13 protein-coding genes are annotated in these 20,872 nt (G+C 37.4%); all 13 read right to left on the reverse strand.

Features of this window, described 5'->3' with window-relative positions:
* Positions 1 to 138 precede the first annotated feature (138 nt).
* Positions 139 to 3,666 (reverse strand): pyruvate:ferredoxin (flavodoxin) oxidoreductase, encoded by a 3,528-nt coding sequence (gene nifJ / locus K9N40_02370; protein MCF7813307.1) that lies wholly within the window; start codon positions 3,664 to 3,666, stop codon positions 139 to 141.
* Between the two features lie 99 nt (positions 3,667 to 3,765).
* Positions 3,766 to 5,721 carry a TRAP transporter permease gene (locus K9N40_02375; protein ID MCF7813308.1) on the reverse strand — a complete coding sequence of 652 codons (1,956 nt, stop codon included), beginning with the start codon at positions 5,719 to 5,721 and terminating at the stop codon, positions 3,766 to 3,768.
* Positions 5,722 to 6,262: 541 nt separating this feature from the next.
* Complete coding sequence (locus K9N40_02380; GenBank protein ID MCF7813309.1) at positions 6,263 to 7,228, reverse strand: TAXI family TRAP transporter solute-binding subunit; 966 nt, start codon at positions 7,226 to 7,228, stop codon at positions 6,263 to 6,265.
* Entirely contained in the window at positions 7,228 to 8,277 is a 1,050-nt protein-coding gene (locus K9N40_02385; GenBank protein ID MCF7813310.1) for a hypothetical protein, read from the reverse strand. The genes K9N40_02380 and K9N40_02385 overlap by 1 nt, the downstream gene beginning before the upstream one ends.
* Complete coding sequence (locus K9N40_02390; GenBank protein MCF7813311.1) at positions 8,255 to 9,034, reverse strand: acyl-CoA dehydratase activase; 780 nt, start codon at positions 9,032 to 9,034, stop codon at positions 8,255 to 8,257. The genes K9N40_02385 and K9N40_02390 overlap by 23 nt, the downstream gene beginning before the upstream one ends.
* 139 nt (positions 9,035 to 9,173) lie before the next feature.
* Entirely contained in the window at positions 9,174 to 9,722 is a 549-nt protein-coding gene (locus K9N40_02395; protein MCF7813312.1) for a transposase, read from the reverse strand.
* Positions 9,723 to 9,964: 242 nt separating this feature from the next.
* Positions 9,965 to 10,684 carry an NAD-dependent deacylase gene (locus K9N40_02400; GenBank protein MCF7813313.1) on the reverse strand — a complete coding sequence of 240 codons (720 nt, stop codon included), beginning with the start codon at positions 10,682 to 10,684 and terminating at the stop codon, positions 9,965 to 9,967.
* Between the two features lie 9 nt (positions 10,685 to 10,693).
* Entirely contained in the window at positions 10,694 to 13,222 is a 2,529-nt protein-coding gene (locus K9N40_02405; GenBank protein MCF7813314.1) for an insulinase family protein, read from the reverse strand.
* Positions 13,219 to 14,007 (reverse strand): GTP cyclohydrolase FolE2, encoded by a 789-nt coding sequence (gene folE2 / locus K9N40_02410; protein ID MCF7813315.1) that lies wholly within the window; start codon positions 14,005 to 14,007, stop codon positions 13,219 to 13,221. The genes K9N40_02405 and folE2 overlap by 4 nt, the downstream gene beginning before the upstream one ends.
* 2 nt (positions 14,008 to 14,009) lie before the next feature.
* Positions 14,010 to 15,002, reverse strand: coding sequence for an FAD:protein FMN transferase (locus tag K9N40_02415; protein ID MCF7813316.1), 993 nt, complete (start codon positions 15,000 to 15,002; stop codon positions 14,010 to 14,012).
* A 373-nt stretch (positions 15,003 to 15,375) separates the two neighbouring features.
* Positions 15,376 to 17,028, reverse strand: coding sequence for an SBBP repeat-containing protein (locus K9N40_02420; GenBank protein ID MCF7813317.1), 1,653 nt, complete (start codon positions 17,026 to 17,028; stop codon positions 15,376 to 15,378).
* 761 nt (positions 17,029 to 17,789) lie between these two features.
* The gene (locus K9N40_02425; GenBank protein MCF7813318.1) at positions 17,790 to 19,043 is read right to left on the reverse strand and encodes a T9SS type A sorting domain-containing protein; all 1,254 of its coding nucleotides are present in this window, start codon (positions 19,041 to 19,043) and stop codon (positions 17,790 to 17,792) included.
* A gap of 762 nt (positions 19,044 to 19,805) precedes the next feature.
* The coding region (locus K9N40_02430; GenBank protein ID MCF7813319.1) for a T9SS type A sorting domain-containing protein at positions 19,806 to 20,872 on the reverse strand (1,067 nt) is incomplete at its 5' end.

The raw sequence follows: 20,872 nt of genomic DNA on the forward strand, positions 1-20,872 counted from the left end.
GGAGAATTGAAAAAACCTGCCAGGAAAACTATACCCGGCAGGTTTCAATTTATTAGCGTTCATCCGCGTTAATTAGCGGTTCCACTTTCTTATAGCTACTCTACGTTTTCCCTTTGCAAAAGGGAAACTGCAAAGAGTTTACTCTTCTGCCATCTTTTTATATTTCAGATAGCGTTCTTTAGCATATTTATCAAATTCCGAACGGAAGCCTTCAACTTTTTCCGGGAAGGTTCTTTCCAATGAAGTGTAGCGTCTTTCACCTTCCAGGAAGTCTCTAACCGGAATTGTTGGTTCTTTACTATCCAGACTGAATGGATTCTTTCCTTCTTTCTTCAAATCAGGATTGAAGCGATAAAGCAGCCAGTAACCGGAATCAACAGCTTTTTTCTCTTCCTTCTGTGTTTTGTGCATATCGATTCCATGATTGATACAGGGAGCATACGCCATGATGATAGAAGGTCCATCGTAAGCTTCTGCTTCTTGGATCGCTTTGAGAGCTTGATTCTTATTGGCGCCCATCGCAATTGATGCCACATAAACATAACCATAGCTCATCATCATCATTCCCATATCTTTCTTCACTGTTTGCTTTCCAGCTTCAGCAAATTTGGCAACAGAACCCAGCGGAGTAGCTTTGGAAGCTTGTCCACCAGTATTGGAATAAACTTCTGTATCCAATACGAGAATATTGATATTTCTGCCGGATGCCATTACGTGATCTACTCCACCGTAGCCGATGTCGTAAGCCCAACCGTCTCCACCAAAAGCCCAGACAGATTTTGGCACGAAATAGTGTTGGAGTTCGATAACTTTTTTCAGGATAGCTTTTCTTTCTTCACAGCAGGGAAGATCGATCTCTTTTTTCAGAAGTCCATGGATCTTTTTGGAATTTTCTTTTACTGCTGTATCTTTTGCATCCCAATTGTCCAAAGCGAATTGGAAAACTTCCTTCAATTCAGCGGTAATATCTTTTTCCATCAATTTTTCTACATTATATTTGAGCTGTTTTCTGTTTGCTGCTACAGCCAGGCTCATTCCAAAACCATATTCAGCGTTATCTTCGAAAAGACTGTTTGCCCAGGTTGGTCCATGACCGTCTTTATTTGTGCAATACGGAATTGTTGGGAAAGTTCCGCCCCAGATAGAAGAACAACCTGTGGCATTAGCAACAAGCATTCTATCGCCGTAAAGCTGCGTAATAAGCTTGACGTAAGGTGTTTCACCACAACCGGCACAAGCACCACTGAACTCAAGCAGAGGTTGCTTGAATTGACTTCCTTTTACAGTAGTTTCTTTATTTGAACCCAATACATCATTTGGCAATGAATCGAAGAAAAGAGCATTTTCGGCTTCACCTTTTTCTCTTTCTACTCCGATAGCAGCCATTTGCAATGCACTTTTTGGGCATTCCAATACACAGTTTACACAGCCCTGACAATCTTCAATATAAACCTGCATTGTATACACGTATTCGTCTTTATCTTTTCCCATGGCAGGAATTGATCGGAATGTTTCAGGAGCATTTTTCAGATCTGCTTTTTTGATGAGTTTGGGTCGAATAGCAGCATGAGGACAAACAAAGGAACACTGATTACATTGAATACAATTTTCTGGAATCCAATGAGGAACGTAAGGAGAAACTCCACGTTTTTCCAGTTTAGTAGTTCCGGAAGGTACAAATCCGTCAAAAGGCATATCAGAAACTGGAATTTCGTCTCCTTTTTCTCTCATGATCTTCTCGATAACATTCGTGGTGAATTTATCTGAATTTTCGGGTATAAGTTTTTTGATCTTAGCAGAATTGCCTGGAACTTCTTTTGGTACAGGAATTTCAACCAGAGCTTCGTTTGTTTTGTCGATAGCTTTCCAGTTCATATCCACGATTTTCTGACCTTTCTTCTTGTACGCTTTCTCAGTAGCTTTCTTGATCATTTTGATCGCTTCTTCTCTTTCCAATACACCGGATATCAGGAAGAATGCTGTCTGCATTACTGTGTTAATTCTGGTTCCCAAACCAACTTCATTGGCAATTTTAAGAGCATTTATATTATAGAGTTTGATGTTCTTTTTGATGATAGTTTGTTGATCCGCTTTAGTCAGATTTTCAAAGACTTCATCACTTTCCCAGATAGAATTGATCAGGAAAACTCCATTTTCCTTGATTCCTTCCAAAATATCGTAACGACCGATGAATGCCTGATTATGACAGCCAATGAAATCGGCATTTGTAATAAGATATTCGGATTGGATCGGAGACTTTCCAAAACGCAGGTGAGAACGTGTAATTCCACCGGATTTTTTGGAATCGTATTGGAAGTAACCTTGAGCGTACATATCAGTGTTGTCACCAATGATCTTGATCGAGTTCTTGTTAGCTCCAACTGTTCCATCAGAACCAAGACCCCAGAATTTACAACTGATAGTTCCTTCGGGAAGTGTGTTTATGTGTTCTTTTACATCAATAGATTTTTTGCTGACATCATCTGTAATTCCTACAGTAAAACCATGGAAACCATCATTATCCAGATGATCGTAAACAGCTTTGACCATAGAAGGAGTGAATTCCTTGGAAGAAAGTCCATAACGTCCACCGATGATTTCAAGATCTTTCTTATCTTTGAGAGCTGTAACTACATCCAGATAAAGCGGTTCTCCTAATGACCCTGGTTCTTTAGTTCTATCCAGAACTGCAATTTTCTTAACGCTGCCTGGAATTGTATCGATAAAAGCTTTTGCTGAGAATGGACGGTAAAGACGAACTTTGATCAGACCGAGTTTTTCTCCATTATCATTGAGTTTATTAATAGTTTCTTCAATTGTATCAACTGCAGAACCCATCGCGATGATGATCTTATCAGCATCTTTGGCTCCCACATAATCGAAAAGATGATATTGGCGATTAATTACTTTGGCAACTTTGTCCATGTATTCCTGAACGATTCCGGGAGTTGCATCGTACATATTGTTAGTAGTTTCACGTCCCTGGAAATAAACATCAGGATTTTGAGCTCCCACTTTTACGCGTGGATTTTCAGGATTCATGGCACGATTGCGGAAATCTTCTACATATTTCATTTCAACTAATTCTTTGATCGTGTCAAAATCGATTTGTTCGATCTTCTGAATCTCGTGTGAATTTCTGAATCCGTCAAAGAAATTCAGGAATGGAACGCTGGATTTCAAAGTAGCAAGATGAGAAACTATTCCCAGATCCATAATTTCCTGGATCGAGCCGACTGCCATTAAAGCAAAACCTGTGTTTCTTGCACTCATCACATCAGAATGATCTCCAAAGATCGAAAGTGACTGAGCAGCTAAAGAGCGTGCTGACACATGAAATACAGTCGGTAGCATTTCACCGGCAATCTTATGCATATTCGGAAGCATCAGCATAAGACCTTGTGATGCTGTATAAGTAGTTGTGAATGCACCACCGGAAAGTGATCCGTGTACTGCTCCAGCAGCTCCTGCTTCGGATTGCATTTCTACCACATCCACAGTTTGACCGAAAATATTCTTCAAACCATTTGCAGCCCAGGCATCTGTGTATTCTCCCATGGGAGATGAAGGGGTGATGGGATAAATGGCTGCTACTTCACTGAAGGCATAGGCTACATGAGCTGCAGCGGAATTGCCATCCATTGTGACTTTTTTGAATTGTTTCATAATTACTCCCTTATTTTTATTTATTAATATTACAATTTTGTTCCAAATTTACGCAGCTGGTTTTGAAGTCAATAAATTATTCTATTTGTTTATTTTAACCTATTTTGTTCTAATTCGTTGTATCATCCAGGCTATAAAATACACACCCAATCCGACGAAATACATGTAATATCTTTGTGAATGATCGATATTGAATAACTTGGTCAAGACAGCAGGATAGAAAAGGATAAGTGATGAAATCAGAAATAGTGGAATTTCATACCATTTATTTCTGGTTAGAAACCAGCCCTGAACTGCGTTTGTAAAAGCAAAAGCTGCAAATACTGCCATCACGAAGATAAGTAAAATCTGAAATATATTGGTGATGTTGTAAAGAACAAGTTCTGGATTGAAGACAAACATAAAAGGAATTACTGCCGTTCGCAGATCGTAGATAAAACCCTGAATCCCTGTTTTTATGGGATCAGATTTAGCAATAGCTGCTGCTGTATACGCTGCCAGCCCAACCGGTGGAGTATCATCGGCTAAAATACCAAAATAGAAACAGAATAAATGAGCAGAAATAGCTGGAATTGGATTGATCGAATAAATCGCACTCAATTTGATGATCACAGGAACCGTGATCGAAGCCATTACGATATATGTTGCAGTAGTTGGAAGTCCCATTCCCAGGATCAAACTGGCAATGGCTGTAATTATTAGAAGTAGAAAGATATTCCCACCAGAAATCGTTTCTACTATCTGCACGATCATGCTGCCGATTCCCAACGTTACAATTCCTACTACAATCCCAGCAGTCGCAGTTGCCAAGGCTACTGAAAGCATATTCATCGAACCTGCTTTCATACCGTTTGCCACCATTTTTAAAGATGACTTCAATGCTATTAAAATACCTTCATTATTCCGTAAAGCTAATGTGATTTCCTTTATAATAACAACTACAATCAGAGCTAAAATAGCATTGAATGCTGCTAATTTTGGTGTATGCCGAGTAATGATGAGTTCCCAGATAAGAATAATAAGTGGAATTAAATAAAAGAATCCTTTTTTCAAAACTTCCACAAAGACTGGTATGTCTGGTTTGGGAAGTCCTTTCATTCTGAGTTTTGATGCTTCCAGATGTGTAATATAAAAAAGTGCAAAATACGATACAATTGCTGGAACTGCTGCGGCTTTGATAACTTCCAGATACGAAACTCCCAGATATTCCGCAATAATAAATGCTGCTGCTCCCATTATCGGTGGCATCAGTTGACCGTTCGTGCTGGCTGCTACTTCTGTTGCTGCTGCTATCTTGCTGGGATAACCAACCTTTTTCATGAGTGGAATTGTGAACGTTCCTGTAGTAACAACATTGGCAATACTGGAACCAGAAACTAATCCTGTGAGTCCGCTGGAAACAACTGCAGCTTTGGCAGGACCACCTTTATATTTTCCCAAAAGAGAAATTGCCAGATCATTGAAGAAATAACCAGCTCCTACCTTTTCCAGCATCGATCCTAAAAGCACAAATAGAAAAACTGTGTTTGCAGACACATCCAACGGAATACCATAAATTCCTTCTGTGGAGAGAACTATCTGGCTTATATATTTGGTAATTGAAACACCTTTGAAGGCAAAAACTGCCGGCATGTAAGGTCCCAGAAAAGCATACAAAGTAAATAATACGGCAATAATAGAAAGTGCCGGCCCGATAATTCTGCGAGCTGCTTCCAAAATAATGAGCACAAGTATTACACTAATAATGACATCTCGTAAAATCGGTCTGCCGGCTCGCATGGAAATTCCTGTCCAATCAAATACAATGTAGAGAACTGCCAAAATACCGATTATTGCAAGGAGCCAATCATAATAAGGGATTTTTTTCTTTGTATAAGAAATCACTCCTTTTTTCTTTTTGAACGGAACCGTGAGGAATACCAGCAAAACTGCAAATGCTAAATGTATGGTTCGAACAATTAAGCTATCCAAAATTATAAACTTAGGCAATATCAGCTGAAATATTGCCCATGAAACAGCAACTAAATAAATTAAATTTTTATTAATTTTTTTCATATTAGCGCAGACTTCTTATTTGAAGCTTTTTATTGTCAACTCAAAAGGTCTTCTCGCATCTCCGAAAAATATTTTTTTTCCGTAAACAATAAAAAGCACTATAATTTCATTTTTTCCAAGCCCATGAATTTTTAACCTGTGAAATCAATTCAATTTCACTGGGTTACTCATGGGAATTTATCAACATAAAATCATTCATATCAACCATTTAATGGTTTCCAGCTTAGGTAAACGCTTAAAACCGTTATCCGATATATTTCTCGCATCAGATTCCCACGAATGAATCCCTGGGCTATACTGGATTCGATTTTGGAGGACAGATTAGTAATAATTTAATTATTTACCCCTCTCCGGCAACAGCCGGATCTCCCCTCAAACAGGGGAGAAAATTTGGAAAACCCCGATGCAGAGCAGCGAGGATTTTTTTCGATTAGATTAGGTTTATATCATCCAAATTTTTCGGGGGATTTAAGAAAAGGCCTTAAAAAAAAATAACTCCCAATCTTTCAACTGGGAGTTATAAATTTTTATAAGTTATCTATTACATCAAACCTGCTTCTTTGTAATATTTTAAAGCTCCTTTGTGAATTGGAGCAGAAAGACCTTCCAGCATATTGGTTTTATTTAATACTTTGTAAGCAGGATGAAGTGTTTTAAATTCTTCCAGATTTTCGAAAACTTCTTTGGTCATAGCATAAACGATGTTTTCACTTTCAGATTCAGAAGTTACAAATGTAGCTTTAACTCCAAGTGTTACAATATCTTTTTCATTCAATGCATTGGGATAGAATTCTGCTGGAATTATGGATTTTGCATAATAAGAATGAGATTTCAATAGCTTATCGATTTCCTCACCAATCAAGGGAATGATCTTCACTTTCAAGCGGCCGGAAGTAGCTTCTTTTATGTTTCCATTGGGATGACCGACTGTGTAGAAAAATGCATCTATTCTGCCGTCTTGCAGAAGTCCTGGAGCTTCAATAGCTTTCACATATTCTGCATTGATATCGTCTACAGTAAGTCCCAGAGCTTTTAGTACATCCAGAGAATTCTGCAATTGACCCGATCCTGGATTTCCCAGATTTATTCGTTTACCTTTCAAATCATCGACTGTGATAATCCCACTTTTTTCGGATGCCATCAGTGTGATCGATTCGGGATGAATGGCAAATACAGCTCGCAAAGTTGTCTGTTTACCCTGCTCTTTCCATTCCGCCAAACCATTATATGCTTGAAATTGGCGGTCAGATTGAGCAATTCCAAAATCAAGATCACTGCTGAGAACAGCATTGATGTTATATACTGATCCTGGTGTCGACTCAACAGTTGCTTTGATGTGGTACTCACTTGCTTTCTGATTGATCATCCTGCTTATCGCTCCACCTGTAGGATAATAAACTCCTGTAACTCCACCTGTTCCTATCGTTACAAATCTTGTTTGCTTAGATGTACAGCTGATCAAGATCAGTGCTACCAAAAATAAAACTGTAATTGTTTTAAATCTCATTAATTTTCTCCCTCTGTTTTTTCATCATCTAATTCTTTTTTCTGTTCCAATTTCTGCTCCAATTTCTGTTCCAATTGCAATCTCAGATATTCAAATTGATTTTCTTTAATTTCTGCTGTCCCGATTTTTTTTCTTAAATTATCTATCTGTTTCTGAATCAGGAATTTTTGTGCTGCTGAACTCATAATCTGTAATTCATTTAAGAAATACCAACTTACTAATAGCTGTCCTTCTTTTTCGTAAACATCTGCCAAACCGGAAAGTATTTCATTCCTTTTTGGATGGTCGGGATATTCCTTATAAAGCTTTAAGAGAGCGTTCTTAGCAATCCCAAACCGGTCTACAGAATAATTTGCCAGATAATAGAAGAAAAGGGCATCAGCGTTATAAATGGAATCATTTAAAGCAACGATAGGACTGAGCGTATTGATCGCTTCATCATATTTTTGCAGAAATAACTGATTTGTAGCTATTTTCATCTGCATGGGAATCTGACGAGGATAATCAGTTTCCTTCAAAATCGTAGAATAAACATCATTTGCTTCATTAAAAAGTTGATTCTCTTCATAAATATCAGCCATAATCAAAAGGAACTTTGCCAGTATTTCATTATCATCAATTGAATTCAAATAACCAGAAAGCAGTGTAATTGCTTCCATTGCAGGCAATTGTTCCAGCACAAACTTGAATTCAGTTTCGATTTTGGTAAATAGAGAATCCGGTCGATGCTTTTTCATAGCCATATTAAAATTATCAGCTGCTCCTTTCCAATCCTGTTTTCCTTTGAGAGCTTTTCCTTTGAAGTAATAAAGAGAATCGGTAGGATTTACCATGATATAATCCAAATAAGTTAGCGCAAGGTCATATTCCTGCTCATTCAGGTAAAATTTGATCAATTCATAGTAATAATCAATATTTTCATCTAGGAATGTATCCGCAGCTTGAATATCTAAAAAATCATTCTCTTCCAAATCTTCCTGAGCTGAAAGAATTGAAACTGAAATAATCAGTATTAGAAAAATACATTTAGCTATTTTGTTCGAAAGCATATAACGCCGCTCCCAATGCTCCTGTTATCAATGAATTTTCCGGTGATTCAATTTCTACATTTAAGACTTGGGCAATACTTCTTCTCATACCCAAATTCTGAGCTACACCACCAGTAAAAACTACCGGTTTTTGCCAATTCATCTGAGACATCAAATTTTTGATCCTTTTGGCAATTGATCTATGAACCGAATTCACAATATCTGCAGGTTTATTTCCTGCAGCTATCAAACCTATGATCTCGGATTCAGCAAATACTACGCAGGTACTGTTGATGTCAATATCTTCTTTGCTCTGATCAGCAGTTTTTCCCAGATCATCTACTGTGATCTCCAAAATATTTGCCGTAACTTCCAGAAAACGTCCTGTTCCGGCAGCGCATTTATCATTCATGGCAAAATCAACTACTTTTCCATTTTTTTCCAGAAGTATTATTTTAGAATCCTGACCACCAATATCTATTACTGTTTTTGCATAAGGAAAAAAATAGTTCACACCTTTGGCATGACAGGAGATTTCTGAAATTCTTATATCAGAAAATGGAACAATATTTCGACCGTAGCCAGTTGAATAAATAGAGCTTATATCACTCAAAGCCAAATTTTTTTTTTGCAAAACTTCATTCAAAAGTTTTTTCGCTGTTTCTTTGGGATTTACCCCTGTATCAGCAACATTTAAATAGAAAATCTCCTGATCTTCCAAAACAACGATTTTTGCCATTCTGGACCCAAGGTCGATACCGATGTTGTATTTTTTCATTTAACTTCCTCTATTCTTTCCGAAAGCTTCTCTTTCACATGTTTTCGGAAAGTTGATCAATTAACTATCACTTTTCCGACATCTTATAAAAGAATTTGCGAAAGAAGATGACGGAAAAAGCATTCATTCTGACGGAAAATTATAATTCCAAATCAAATCTTTTATCATCTTCAAATTTCTGCATAAACATTTCATATCCTTTCTGTGATCCATATAAATCCACAATTAAATCTACATCTGTAAAATATCTTTTTCTTTTGCCAATAAACTCTAAATAATTTGAGAATTGCCATTCTTCGGGAAAAGATACAATTCCGGCATTAACTGGATTTCGGTGAATATACCAAATCACATATTGTATATATTGAATTTTATCAATTAATTTCTTTTTGGGTTTTCCTTCGAAGAGAGTACCAGAACGTTTTTGCTCTTTATTAATTGCTAAAGTGTACGATGTAAAGGTTGATTTCAAGAAATTAGAAATAGATCCGTTCAAATCTTGTTTAAGTAACAAATGATAATGATTTGGCATTAAACAAAATGCAGTTAAATCAATTTTGTGTTTCTTCGAATTATTTAAAAACAAATTAATTAAATATTTATAGTTCCTTTGATGAAAAAAAATATCGTTTCTATTACATCCTCTATTGTAAACATGATAAAAATTTCCATCTTGATAAAAAGACATTAATCACCCCCAAAAATACTTTCCGAAAGCTTCTCTCTGCTTTTCTTTCACATGTTTTCGGAAAGTTGATTAATTAACTATCACTTTTCCGACATCTCATAAAAATTCTTTCCGAAAGCTTCTCTCTGCATCTCTTTCACATGCTTTAGGAAAGTTGATCAATTAACTATCACTTTTCCGACATCTTATAAAAGAATTTGCGAAAGAAGATGACGGAAAAAGCATTCTTTCTGACGGAAAAATTAATTTATCCACAAGTCAACCAACTCAGGTAACATCTCACCAGATTTTCCCATATGAAATTCATCGATGAACATTAGGTTTTGCGGTGGCTGCAGGTTTACTCCGATCGTTTTTGCTCCATTTGCTTTAGCCAGATAAACCAGGCTGGCTGCTGGTTGAACAGTGCCGCTGGTTCCTGCAACCAGAAAATAGTTTGCCGATCTTAATATTGCATCAATTTCATTCATAAAATATGGTATCTCGCCAAACCAGACAATATCAGGACGAAGCTTGCCACCACAATTCGTGCATACAGGAATATCATGCTTCATGTAAATCTCTTGCATAGCAAAATCTTTGCTGCATTCGGTGCAAAAACTGCTATTGAGAGAACCATGCATTTCGATGACTCGCTTATTACCGGCAGCTTGATGCAAACCATCGATATTCTGGGTGATCAACATGAAATTTTCGCCAAGAAACTTTTCCAGTTTCTGTAATGCGAAATGTCCTGGATTTGGTTTTACTTCATCCAGCTTTTTATAACGTTGCTTATAGAAATCCCAGACAAGCTGTGGATTGCTTTCAAATGCCCTGAGTGTACAAACATTTTCAACTTTGTGATTTTCCCACAATCCATCATGATCTCTAAATGTTTTTAAACCGGATTCAGCACTAATTCCCGCTCCGGTAAGAACTATTACATGATCCGTTTTATTAAATTTGAACCTGGTTTTCATCATAACTTCCTAAGTTAATATTTGAATAAAATATTCGTTCTCATTAAAATATTGTTCAGCTAGTTCTCTCAATAATTTCAAATTTACTTCTTCCAATCTTTTATCTCGATTTTTGTAATATTCATAACCAAAACCAATTGCTTCCAGCACCGAAAGAGTCTGCGCCTGGTTCAGCATACTTTCTTCTTCCATCAGTCGAATTCCACGCACATAATTTTTTGTTTTCTGCAGCTCTTCTTTGGAAATTCCTTTTGTTTTTACATCATTCAAAACCTGTTTTATTACTTCAAGAGCTTGCTTCTGATTAGCTTTATCGACAATTGCGACAGCATCATAATAGCCAAAATCTCGAACTGAACGATAATTGAATTCAACTGAATAAGCCAGGCCACGTTTCTCTCTTAATTCGTTGAACAGCAGCGAATTGGTGTCTCCACCGATTATCTGACTGAGAACATGAAAAGCTGTGTTCTTTTTAGTTTCACTAGCCGTACAACCAAATCCACCCAGGCAAATTACAGCCTGGTCTGAATTTTTATTAATCTGTTTAAAACTTTTAGAAGAAGGTTCAATAATGGGTTTTTGTATGGAGCTTTTAAAACGATTTTCATTGTATCTGAAAAGTTTCTGACAAGTTTTCAGAACTACATCAAAATTTATATCACCAACAACTGCCAGCGTCATATTTTTGGGATGAAAATGGGTTTCGTACCATTTTTGAATTTTCCTTAAAGATATTGTGCGCAAAGTTTTTTTGTAGCCGCTTCTGCTGATAACATTACTGTATTTTCCAAACATCATTTCCTTCCAACTGCGCGAAGCTGAATAGATGGGGTAATCCTTTTCTCGGTCGATGTTGCTCATGTAAGAATTTTTTAAGTTATGAAAAAAGTCATTTGGGAAGGTGGGAGTTTGAACAACATCTGCCAGAAGTTCCAAGCCAACAGGTAACATTTCGTTGAAACATTTCAGTTTGACGGAAGTGGTTTCTGCTTGAGGAGTTATGCCAAAATTGATTCCATTTGTTGTACAGAAATTCAGAAATTGCTGATAATTTCTCTTCTCGTTTCCATACAGCATCAGTCCAGCTGTAAGTAAGTTTATGCCAAGATTAGATTTATCTTCATTCAATTGTGAAACTTCAAAGGAAATGGAAACACCAACTGTTGGCTTTCCTTTCACCTTTTTCATGATGATTTTCATTCCATTTTCTAAGGTTTGTTGCATAACTTTTTTTCGAGATTTCTCGGAAGATTTGAAAGATATTGATTCCTGGAATTGAGAAAGGATTTTATCTTCATCTAATTTCTGCATTCCTTTGTGAAAAATATGAACTAAATTTGGAGCCAAGAATTTTCTGATCACACGTAGAGTTTGAGCAATTTCAATTTTGCTGATAAGCTTTGGATATTCGAAAAAACTCTCAAAACCGGAAAGTACTTCTTCCCCACCCAAACTGGTAGCGAGAGATTCTACGTATTCAAAGGCATACCGATGATAAAATATCATCTCTTTTTTGTTATCACTGAGCTCTTGATGTGACATTCCAAATGTAATAAATCTCCTCAATTCTTCCAGAAAAATTAGAATGATCTTATTCAGGTCAGCTTTCTTTTTGGGCATCACATTTATTAGAGCTGCGCCATCATTAATTCCGCTAAGAGAGTTTACTCTGATGGAATCGATCAATTTTTCTTCGTCAAAAAGCCGCTTATAAAGACGTGACGACTTTCCAATAGCAAAAGCTTTTACAGCTAAAGAAAGTGCGTAGGATTCAGGATTATTCTCCGAAAGGTCGGGAAAGGCAAAAGCCAACATATCATTCGATATCTTCTTATGAAAACTTGTGAATCCTGGTTCAGAAGGAAATACAACTTTTGAAAGTGTTCGTTTAGCTAATCTTTTCGGTTTCCAATCCAGAAAATATTCATCCAATAATTTTGTTGTTTTTTCTTCGTTTATATCTCCGGAAATAACCAGAAAACAGTTATTCGGAACGTAATATTTTTTATAGAAATCCTGTAGATCTTTTCTGGTTGCAGTTTTCAAACTATCCAGGTTTCCAATTATCGGATTTTTATAAGGATTGTTTTCAAAATAATTTTCGGCAATTTCTTCCACGAAAGAATCTTCCGGATCATTTTTATATTGCTTAAGTTCTTCAATGATAACCAGCTTTTCAGAATCAAATTCCTGCTGCTTGAAATCGGCTTTAAGTGCAAGCTGGCTGATGATTTCCATACCTTCCTGTAAAAACCTGGAGGGTAAAGTTATATAAAAACAGGTTATGTCATATTCTGTGAAGGCATTGATCGTTCCTCCCAGAACGGTAACCTGTTCCATGATGGAATTCCGGGGGAATTTTTCTGTGGATTTGAAGACAAGATGTTCAGTAAAATGCGAAAATCCAGCTTCGTTCTTTTCTTCCCAGGATGAACCGATCCTGACATAAAACTGCAGACAGACCAGGGGATTGCTGTTGTCGGTTGCCAAAATTGCTTTAAATTTGTTTTCTAGTACTGTTGAAGTTACATTCATTTGTTTCTCTCTACTTTTCTTTCCACGCTGGCAAATGCATTATGATTATGGATCGATTCCATGTTCTCCGATTCCACATAAAACCAGGCAATTCGCTTATCAGATCGGAGTTTCAGCGTTATCTCGCGAACGATGTCTTCCACAAAAGTTGGATTTTGATAAGCTTTCTCTGTCACATATTTTTCATCCACTCTTTTCAGGAGTGCATAAACTTCGCTGCTGGCTGCAGATTCGATGATCTCGATGATCTCTTCCAACCAGATAAATTCATGATAAATAAGTTTCACTGTAACATTGGAACGCTGACTGTGCGCACCAAAATCACTGATCTCTTTGGAACATGGGCACAAAGTTGTTACCGGTACTTCCACGCCGATCTTCAAACAAAAATCTTCCTGCAAAGAAGCTTCGAAAATACAGTTATAATCCATCAATGAAACAGTTTGTGAAACTGGAGCTGTTTTCTTAATAAAATAAGGAAACGTTAATTTTACATAAGAAGCATCTGCATTCAAAGATGTTTTAAGTTCTTCCAGGAATTCGTGCAGTTTGTGAATGAAATTTTCCTGGTGAAAGTGATTTAACACTTCCAGAAATCTACTCATGTGAGTACCACGATGATTGTGCGGAAGTTCGACGAACATATCTAAATTTGCCACAGTATTCTGGATTTTATTCGCTCTATCTTCCACGCTAATTGGATAACGTACATTCTTCACACCGACTTTGTCTATGGTAATATTTCGATTATCTTGCAAACTTTGAATATCAACTTTATCTTTCATATTTATTCCCTGCTTTTATATTCATCCAGTCCGTTCGATTCATAAATTTCAATTTTTCCTGCATTTTCCACCAGGATCGATGCTTCAATTCCCGGTAAGGAATTCACCAACTGCATAGCGTTTTCAGGCTGCATCAGAAATAATGCTGTGGAATAAGCATCTGCCGTCATTGCCTTGTTGGCAATGATAGTAACTGAAGTTGCATTTCGGCTGGGATAACCTGTATCGGGATCCAGAATATGATGATATCGGATTCCGTCTTTCATGAAAAATCTTTCATAATCCCCAGAAGTTACAATAGATTTATCTTTAATTTTTAGAACACCAATTACTTTGTTACGATCGTCTCGAGGATGCTGAATTCCAATGTTAAGCGGCTTATTCTGGCCAAAAATTCGAATATCTCCTCCGGCATTTATAAAGCCGTTTGTGATGCCCTTTGAATTTAAAAATTGAAAGGTTTTATCAATAATGAAACCTTTTGCCAGGCTGCCCAGATTCAATTTGAAACCGTTTGGTTTTATCAATTTATTTTCAGCGATCTGCAGCTTATCGAAACCAACAAAATTCAGAGCTGTTTTTATGGAATCTTCTGAAGGGATCCACTTCTTATCATAATTCCATAATTCAGATAATCTTCCGATGGAAACATCATATTTGCCACTTGTTTCTTTATAAATCTTAGAAGAAAGATCAATTATTTTTTTCAGGTCAGGATTGAGTTTTAATTCAGGTTTCAAGCCTTCATTGAAGTTCCAGATGGTACTTCCTTCTTTATAAAATGAAAGTTTATCTTCCAGATTTTCAATTAGTTTAAATGCACCTTCCAAATAATCAGCTCCATTTATGTCTCTGGTTTCAATATTTATAGTAATTATCGTATCCAGCAGAAATCTGGTTTCAGTAAAATTTCGTACTCTATAAAAATATCGATATAATCCAAATGCGATAACAGCGATCAGAATTATGATATTAATAATATCTTTCTTTTTCATTCGAATCCTTAAATAATGAAAATTCATTAATTTGACTATCACCGTGGCAGAGCCAAGGTGTATTTCGCCAAATTTATTTCAGCAAGCTGAAAATCGAATTTTCATTATTTACCCCTCTCCGGCAACTGCCGGTTCTCCCCTCAAACAGGGGAGAAAATTTGGAAAACCCCAACGCAAGCGTCGAGGAATTCTTAGATTAAATTTTCATATTAATTTAACTTACTAATTATTATTTAGTTACAAAAGTTTGAAGTACAACTTATTTGTCAAATATGTTGAACAGAATAAAAAAAAAGAGGATGCGTTGAACATCCTCTTTTTTATAATTTTCGTAGTTATTTCATCAGGACCTGTCCCATGAAATCCCAAAGGGCTATTTCATTAGGATCATCTTCTTAGTTTCAGAAAAATCTCCTGATGATATTTTGTAGAAATAAATTCCTGACGCCTGGTCAGAAGCATTCCAAACATAGGAATGATTTCCCGAACTGAATTCCTGAGTATGAATCACCTGTCCTTTCAAGTTGAAGATTTCCAGTTTCGCAAACGGGGAGGTTTGCGTTACACTGAATTCAATTGTGGTTTGCGGATTGAAGGGATTGGGGTAATTCGTGATATTAAACTTTGGTGGAATTAAATTGTTGCCATTGGGTAGATTACTATTAATTTCTGCAACAAAAATATCTTCCTGGCCATTACTTGTAAGTTGTATGGAACCAAAATTTGCTGTACCGGCAAAGTTACCAGTTATGTAGCTATCGAATCCGCTGTCCAAGGCAATACCTCTACCAATGTCTTTGTCCCATTGAGCTGATCCGCCAGCAGAAACTACCCACTCCCAGTTGCCATCACTATCTACTTTTCCTACCACAATATCATGATAACCTGCACCAGTAAGTGTGTAACTACCAAAAGTAGCCGAATCTCCATAAAAACTACCGATGACAAAACTTGCACCGGAAGCATCTATCGCAATATCTCGACCGATATCTCCAATATCACCACCTCCGTTAACGGCCCATTGCCAGGTTCCGCTATTATCGATCTTTGCCACAAAGATATCATGACTGCCATTAGTTGGTATCGTATGGTTTCCGAAAGTAGCTCCAGCCTGGAAGTTTCCTGTTACATAACAATTTCCATTTTCATCTACAGCAATTCCATTCCCAGTGTCACCAGAACTTACACCTCCAGCATCACTTGCCCATTGCCAGGTTCCAGAAGCATCCAGCTTAGCTACAAAGATATCGTCAAGCAGATCAGGATTTTCGAGTGTGTTTGTCCCAAAAGTAGCAGTTTCACAGAAAGAACCTGTAACATAAGAATTACCGTTTACATCTGCAGTTATCGCCATTCCCAAATCGAACCCGACTCCACCGGCAACACTTGCCCATTGCCAACTTCCACTGGAACTGATCTTAGCTGCAAAGATATCCAAGTCACCATAGCTTGTAATTGAACTTGAACCAAAATTTGCCGTATCACTGAAGGTACCGGTTACACAGACATCGCCACTATTATCAACTGTAAGCGAATTTCCAACATCATCATAAGAATTACTGCCGCTGCCAGCATTTGATACCCAGAGCCAGTTTCCATCAGTATCCAGCTTTGCAACGAAAATATCACTCCAACCTGCTGCCGAAATTGAATTTGAACCGAAACTTGCTGTTTCCATAAAATATCCAGTGATGTAAACATTTCCATCACTGTCTACAGCGATATCATAACCTTCGTCATTATTGCCACTTCCTGCATTTAATGCCCATTGCCATTCACCTGAACTATTCATTTTTGCTACAAAAATATCCAGCCAACCATTACTCGTGATTGAATGCGATCCAAAATCTACAGTAGAAAAGAAACTGCCAATTACGTAAATGTTACCTGATGCATCCAGGGCAATAGCATTTCCATTATCATCATTATCGCTACCAGCTGCATCTGCCCATTGCCAATCCGGAATTTGAGCAGATAAAGAAATTAATGCTAAAGTAAAAACAAAAATTAAAACTCTCTTTTTCATACTTACCCTCCTGAATATGAATTTGGTTCAGAGTATTTAATTTTAAAAAATATTGTCAAATGAAAAAAGGTTCACGCATCCCTCGAAAAATATTTATTTTTCAGTAATCAAGAAAAAAACATGGTAATTTCATTTTTTCCAAGCCCATGCATTTTTAACCTGTGAAATCAATTTAATTTCACTGGGTTATTCATAAAAAAAAACAGGCAAAGCCTTTCTTAGTAAGCATTTCGATGTTTTTTTATTTGTGTAAACGGTTGAAACCGTTGTCCGATATATTCTCGCATCAGATTCCCACGACTAAAGTCATGGGCTGGTTAATATTACCTCAATCATTTTCAGCCCACGATTTCAATCGTGGGTTCTGTGAAACCACAAAAATTATATTCAACCATTTTAATGGTTTCCAGATGAGGTAAACGGTTGAAACCGTTGTCCGATATATTTCTCGCATCATATTCCCACGAATGAATTCGTGGGCTATACTGGATTCGATTTTGGCGAGCAGATTAGTAATATTTTCATTATTCACCCCTCTCCGGCAACAGCCGGATCTCCCCTCAAACAGGGGAGAAAATTTGGAAAACCCCGATGCAGAGCAGCGAGATTTTTTTTCGATTAAATTAGGTTTACACCCTCCAAATTTTTCGGGGGATGGGTGAAATAAAACAGGCTCAAGCAAAATGCCTGAGCCTGTTTTCTATCTTATTTCAGGGATAAATTCTATTTCATTAAGACCTGTCCCATGAAATCCCAAAGGGCTATTTCATTAGGATCATCTTCTTAGTTTCAGAAAAATCTCCTGATGATATTTTGTAGAAATAAATTCCTGATGCCTGGTCAGTAGCATTCCAAACATAGGAATGATTTCCCGAACTGAATTCCTGAGTATGAATCACCTGTCCTTTTAAGTTGAAGATTTCCAGTTTCCCAAACGGGGAGGTTTGCGTTACACTGAATTCTATTGTGGTTTGCGGATTGAAGGGATTGGGATAATTTCTAATACATGAAATTGGTTCAACCAGATTTGGGTTGGTTCCGGATGGACCGTAAGTGTAGATGTATCTTTCGTCATCCTGCCAGGTAGAGCCATCCCAGATAAAACGATCTACTTGCTGGGGAAGATCGTCATTATTATAGGTTACCTGCTCCAGTCCAGCATTTATCCAGCCACCGTTGATCCAGTCTTCTTCCAATCGTTCAGTATGTTCATAACGCGGATAAGTGTATGAAAATCTTTCAGAATTCTCGAAAGCAGAGCCATTCCACATTTGTACAATTTCTACTGATGGTCGGGTGTTGCTGAGCATGGTGAATGTTTCGAAATATTCATTTATCCAAGAAGAATTATCCGTATCCCACCACTGATCTAAAACAGTATCCAGAAGTCCGTTATCGTAAGTGAATGTGTATTTCTGCTGATTTACCCAAGCTGTTAGGTCTTCTTCCCATTCCTGATATTCAGCTAATGTGAGTTCTCCAGAAGTATATGTGTAATCTGCCTGTTCCTGATTCATATAACTTCCTGCTCCGTAATCGCCTTCCAGAAAATAATGATCCAGCCAGTCATTTCCATACGTATAAATCTCATGAGAACCTGCTACAGTTCCTGTTCCAAAATCTACATCCATCCACAGTTCGGTAACACGATCTTGTGCATCATACAAAATTTCGTAATAGAAATAAGCTACTGTATATCCGGGACCATAAAAATACTGATCATAACCTGAAACTCGACCTTCCCCATCATAATAAAAATCCCATTGCATTGCATCCTGCCATTCAGTTCCATCCCAAATTTCTACCAACATGTTCGTGCATCCAAAGTCTCTTGTATTCATCGTTAAAGCATAAGTCATTGGAAAATAATTGCGATGAACATAGGGAATGCTGCGATTATTCTGACACAATTCTGCGAGAAGTCTTTTTGCCGTAGCTTCGACTTCGTTTTGAATAGTTGCGGATAAAGTTACCGCTAAAACTAACAATACAAATAAAATAACTGCTTTTTTCATATCACCTCCTATAAAATGAATTCGAATCAACTTTTGAATTTTTTAAAATTTATGTCAAATAAAATAAAACAGGCCAGGCATTTCCCGAAAAATATTCTTTTCACAAACAATAATGGGTAACATGAATTGTTGTATATCCAAGCCCATGCATTTTTAATCTGTGAAATCAATTCAATTTCACTGAGTTATTCATGGGAATATATCAACATAACATCTTTCATATCAACCATTTTAATGGTTTCCAGATTAGGTAAACAATTGAAACCGTTGTCCGATATTTTTCTCACATCAACATCCCCACGACTAAAGTTTTGGGCTGGTTAATATTACCTCAACCATTTTCAGCCCACGATTTCAATCGTGGGTTCTGTGAAACCACAAAAATTATATTCAACCATTTTAATGGTTTCCAGTTTAGGTAAACAATTGAAACCGTTGTCCGATATATTCTCGTATCAAGATTCCCACGAATAAATTCGTGGGCAATACTGGATTCGATTTTGGCGGGTAGATTAGTAATAATTTCATTCTTTACCCCTCTCCGGCATCAGCCGGATCTCCCCTCAAACAGGGGAGAAAATTTGGAAAACCCCGATGCAGAGCAGCGAGGATTTTTTCGATTAAATCAGGTTTACACCCTCCAAATTTTTCGGGGGATGGGTGAAATAAAACAGGCTCAAGCAAAATGCCTGAGCCTGTTTTCTATCTATTTCAGGGATAAATTCTATTTCATTAGGACCTGTCCCATGAAATCCCAAAGGGCTATTTCATTAGGATCATCTTCTTTGTTTCGTAATAAGAAGCTGTCTTAAGTGTATAGAAATAAACTCCTGATGCTTGTTTTGCAGCATTCCAGTTGTAGGTGTGGAAGCCAGCTGTAAATTCTCTATCAAGAACTTTCTGACCAAGAATATTGAATATTGTCAGTCTTCCGGATTCTCCTTCTTTGATGTCGAACTTAATCGTTGTGGTTGGATTGAAGGGATTCGGATAATTGGAATTAAGCATAGTTGCATCTGGAAGATCAGGAATGATATTAGGTTCTTCTTCAATTTCTACCAGAACGGATACCGGTCCGAAGATCTCAATATCTCCACTGATACTGATACTTTCCAGCCAGTAGTAGTATGTTTCATCTTCTACCAGATCATAAACATCCTGGTAAGTATAATTTGTAACTGAAGAAGTTGTTCCCTGACCAGGAATCATATCTACATTACAAAGATTTACATCTTCTTCTTCCCAGCCGGTTTCAATATCACTGCGATATACATTCCAGCCCAGGTTTTCTGTTTCAGATTGTGTAGTCCAGTTGATATGAGGAATACCTTCGTAACAGATACCTGTGAATTCGGTAAGTGTAACAGGAAGTGTACTTTCATCACCATCACCGATTACCCAGTCAGATAATTCAGCTGTTGTAAACTCGATCCAATAGGAGGGTGCACTGAAATCCCAATCATCTACCGGATGTGCAACCCAGCCGCTGCCATGATTTACAACTAATTCTGGATCGCCGCTGGTAGGAATTGTGGGAACGGGATAATCCCATTCAATTCTGATCGTGATAGGATCGGTAATAGTACCAACGGTTTCAATAACAAATGCAATATCCAGAGCATTATCCGGGAATGGTACACCCGTAATATCAGGTGTAACCTGCTGTACAGTGATTGGATCGGAAGGAGGTGTTCCACCTGGGGTCGGAGTTACTGTTACAGAGCTTCCAGCTCCAGAGCCGCCGTTTCCAGTTGTTCCGCCATTGATATTTGTAGTTCCGCCTGCTGGTGGAATTGGAGGTGCAGGTGGCGGGCCTTGATCGAATGTGG

The organism is Candidatus Cloacimonadota bacterium (assembly GCA_021734245.1).
Taxonomy (GTDB): domain Bacteria; phylum Cloacimonadota; class Cloacimonadia; order Cloacimonadales; family TCS61; genus B137-G9.

Bases quoted from the DNA above. Each gene is read 5' to 3' on its own strand.
- K9N40_02400 (MCF7813313.1), bottom strand. From the start codon at position 10,684: ATGAAAACCAGGTTCAAATTTAATAAAACGGATCATGTAATAGTTCTT.
- K9N40_02425 (MCF7813318.1), bottom strand. From the start codon at position 19,043: ATGAAAAAAGCAGTTATTTTATTTGTATTGTTAGTTTTAGCGGTAACT.
- K9N40_02420 (MCF7813317.1), bottom strand. From the start codon at position 17,028: ATGAAAAAGAGAGTTTTAATTTTTGTTTTTACTTTAGCATTAATTTCT.
- K9N40_02375 (MCF7813308.1), bottom strand. From the start codon at position 5,721: ATGAAAAAAATTAATAAAAATTTAATTTATTTAGTTGCTGTTTCATGG.
- K9N40_02380 (MCF7813309.1), bottom strand. From the start codon at position 7,228: ATGAGATTTAAAACAATTACAGTTTTATTTTTGGTAGCACTGATCTTG.
- nifJ (MCF7813307.1), bottom strand. From the start codon at position 3,666: ATGAAACAATTCAAAAAAGTCACAATGGATGGCAATTCCGCTGCAGCT.
- folE2 (MCF7813315.1), bottom strand. From the start codon at position 14,007: ATGAAAGATAAAGTTGATATTCAAAGTTTGCAAGATAATCGAAATATT.
- K9N40_02405 (MCF7813314.1), bottom strand. From the start codon at position 13,222: ATGAATGTAACTTCAACAGTACTAGAAAACAAATTTAAAGCAATTTTG.
- K9N40_02385 (MCF7813310.1), bottom strand. From the start codon at position 8,277: ATGCTTTCGAACAAAATAGCTAAATGTATTTTTCTAATACTGATTATT.
- K9N40_02390 (MCF7813311.1), bottom strand. From the start codon at position 9,034: ATGAAAAAATACAACATCGGTATCGACCTTGGGTCCAGAATGGCAAAA.
- K9N40_02415 (MCF7813316.1), bottom strand. From the start codon at position 15,002: ATGAAAAAGAAAGATATTATTAATATCATAATTCTGATCGCTGTTATC.
- K9N40_02395 (MCF7813312.1), bottom strand. From the start codon at position 9,722: ATGTCTTTTTATCAAGATGGAAATTTTTATCATGTTTACAATAGAGGA.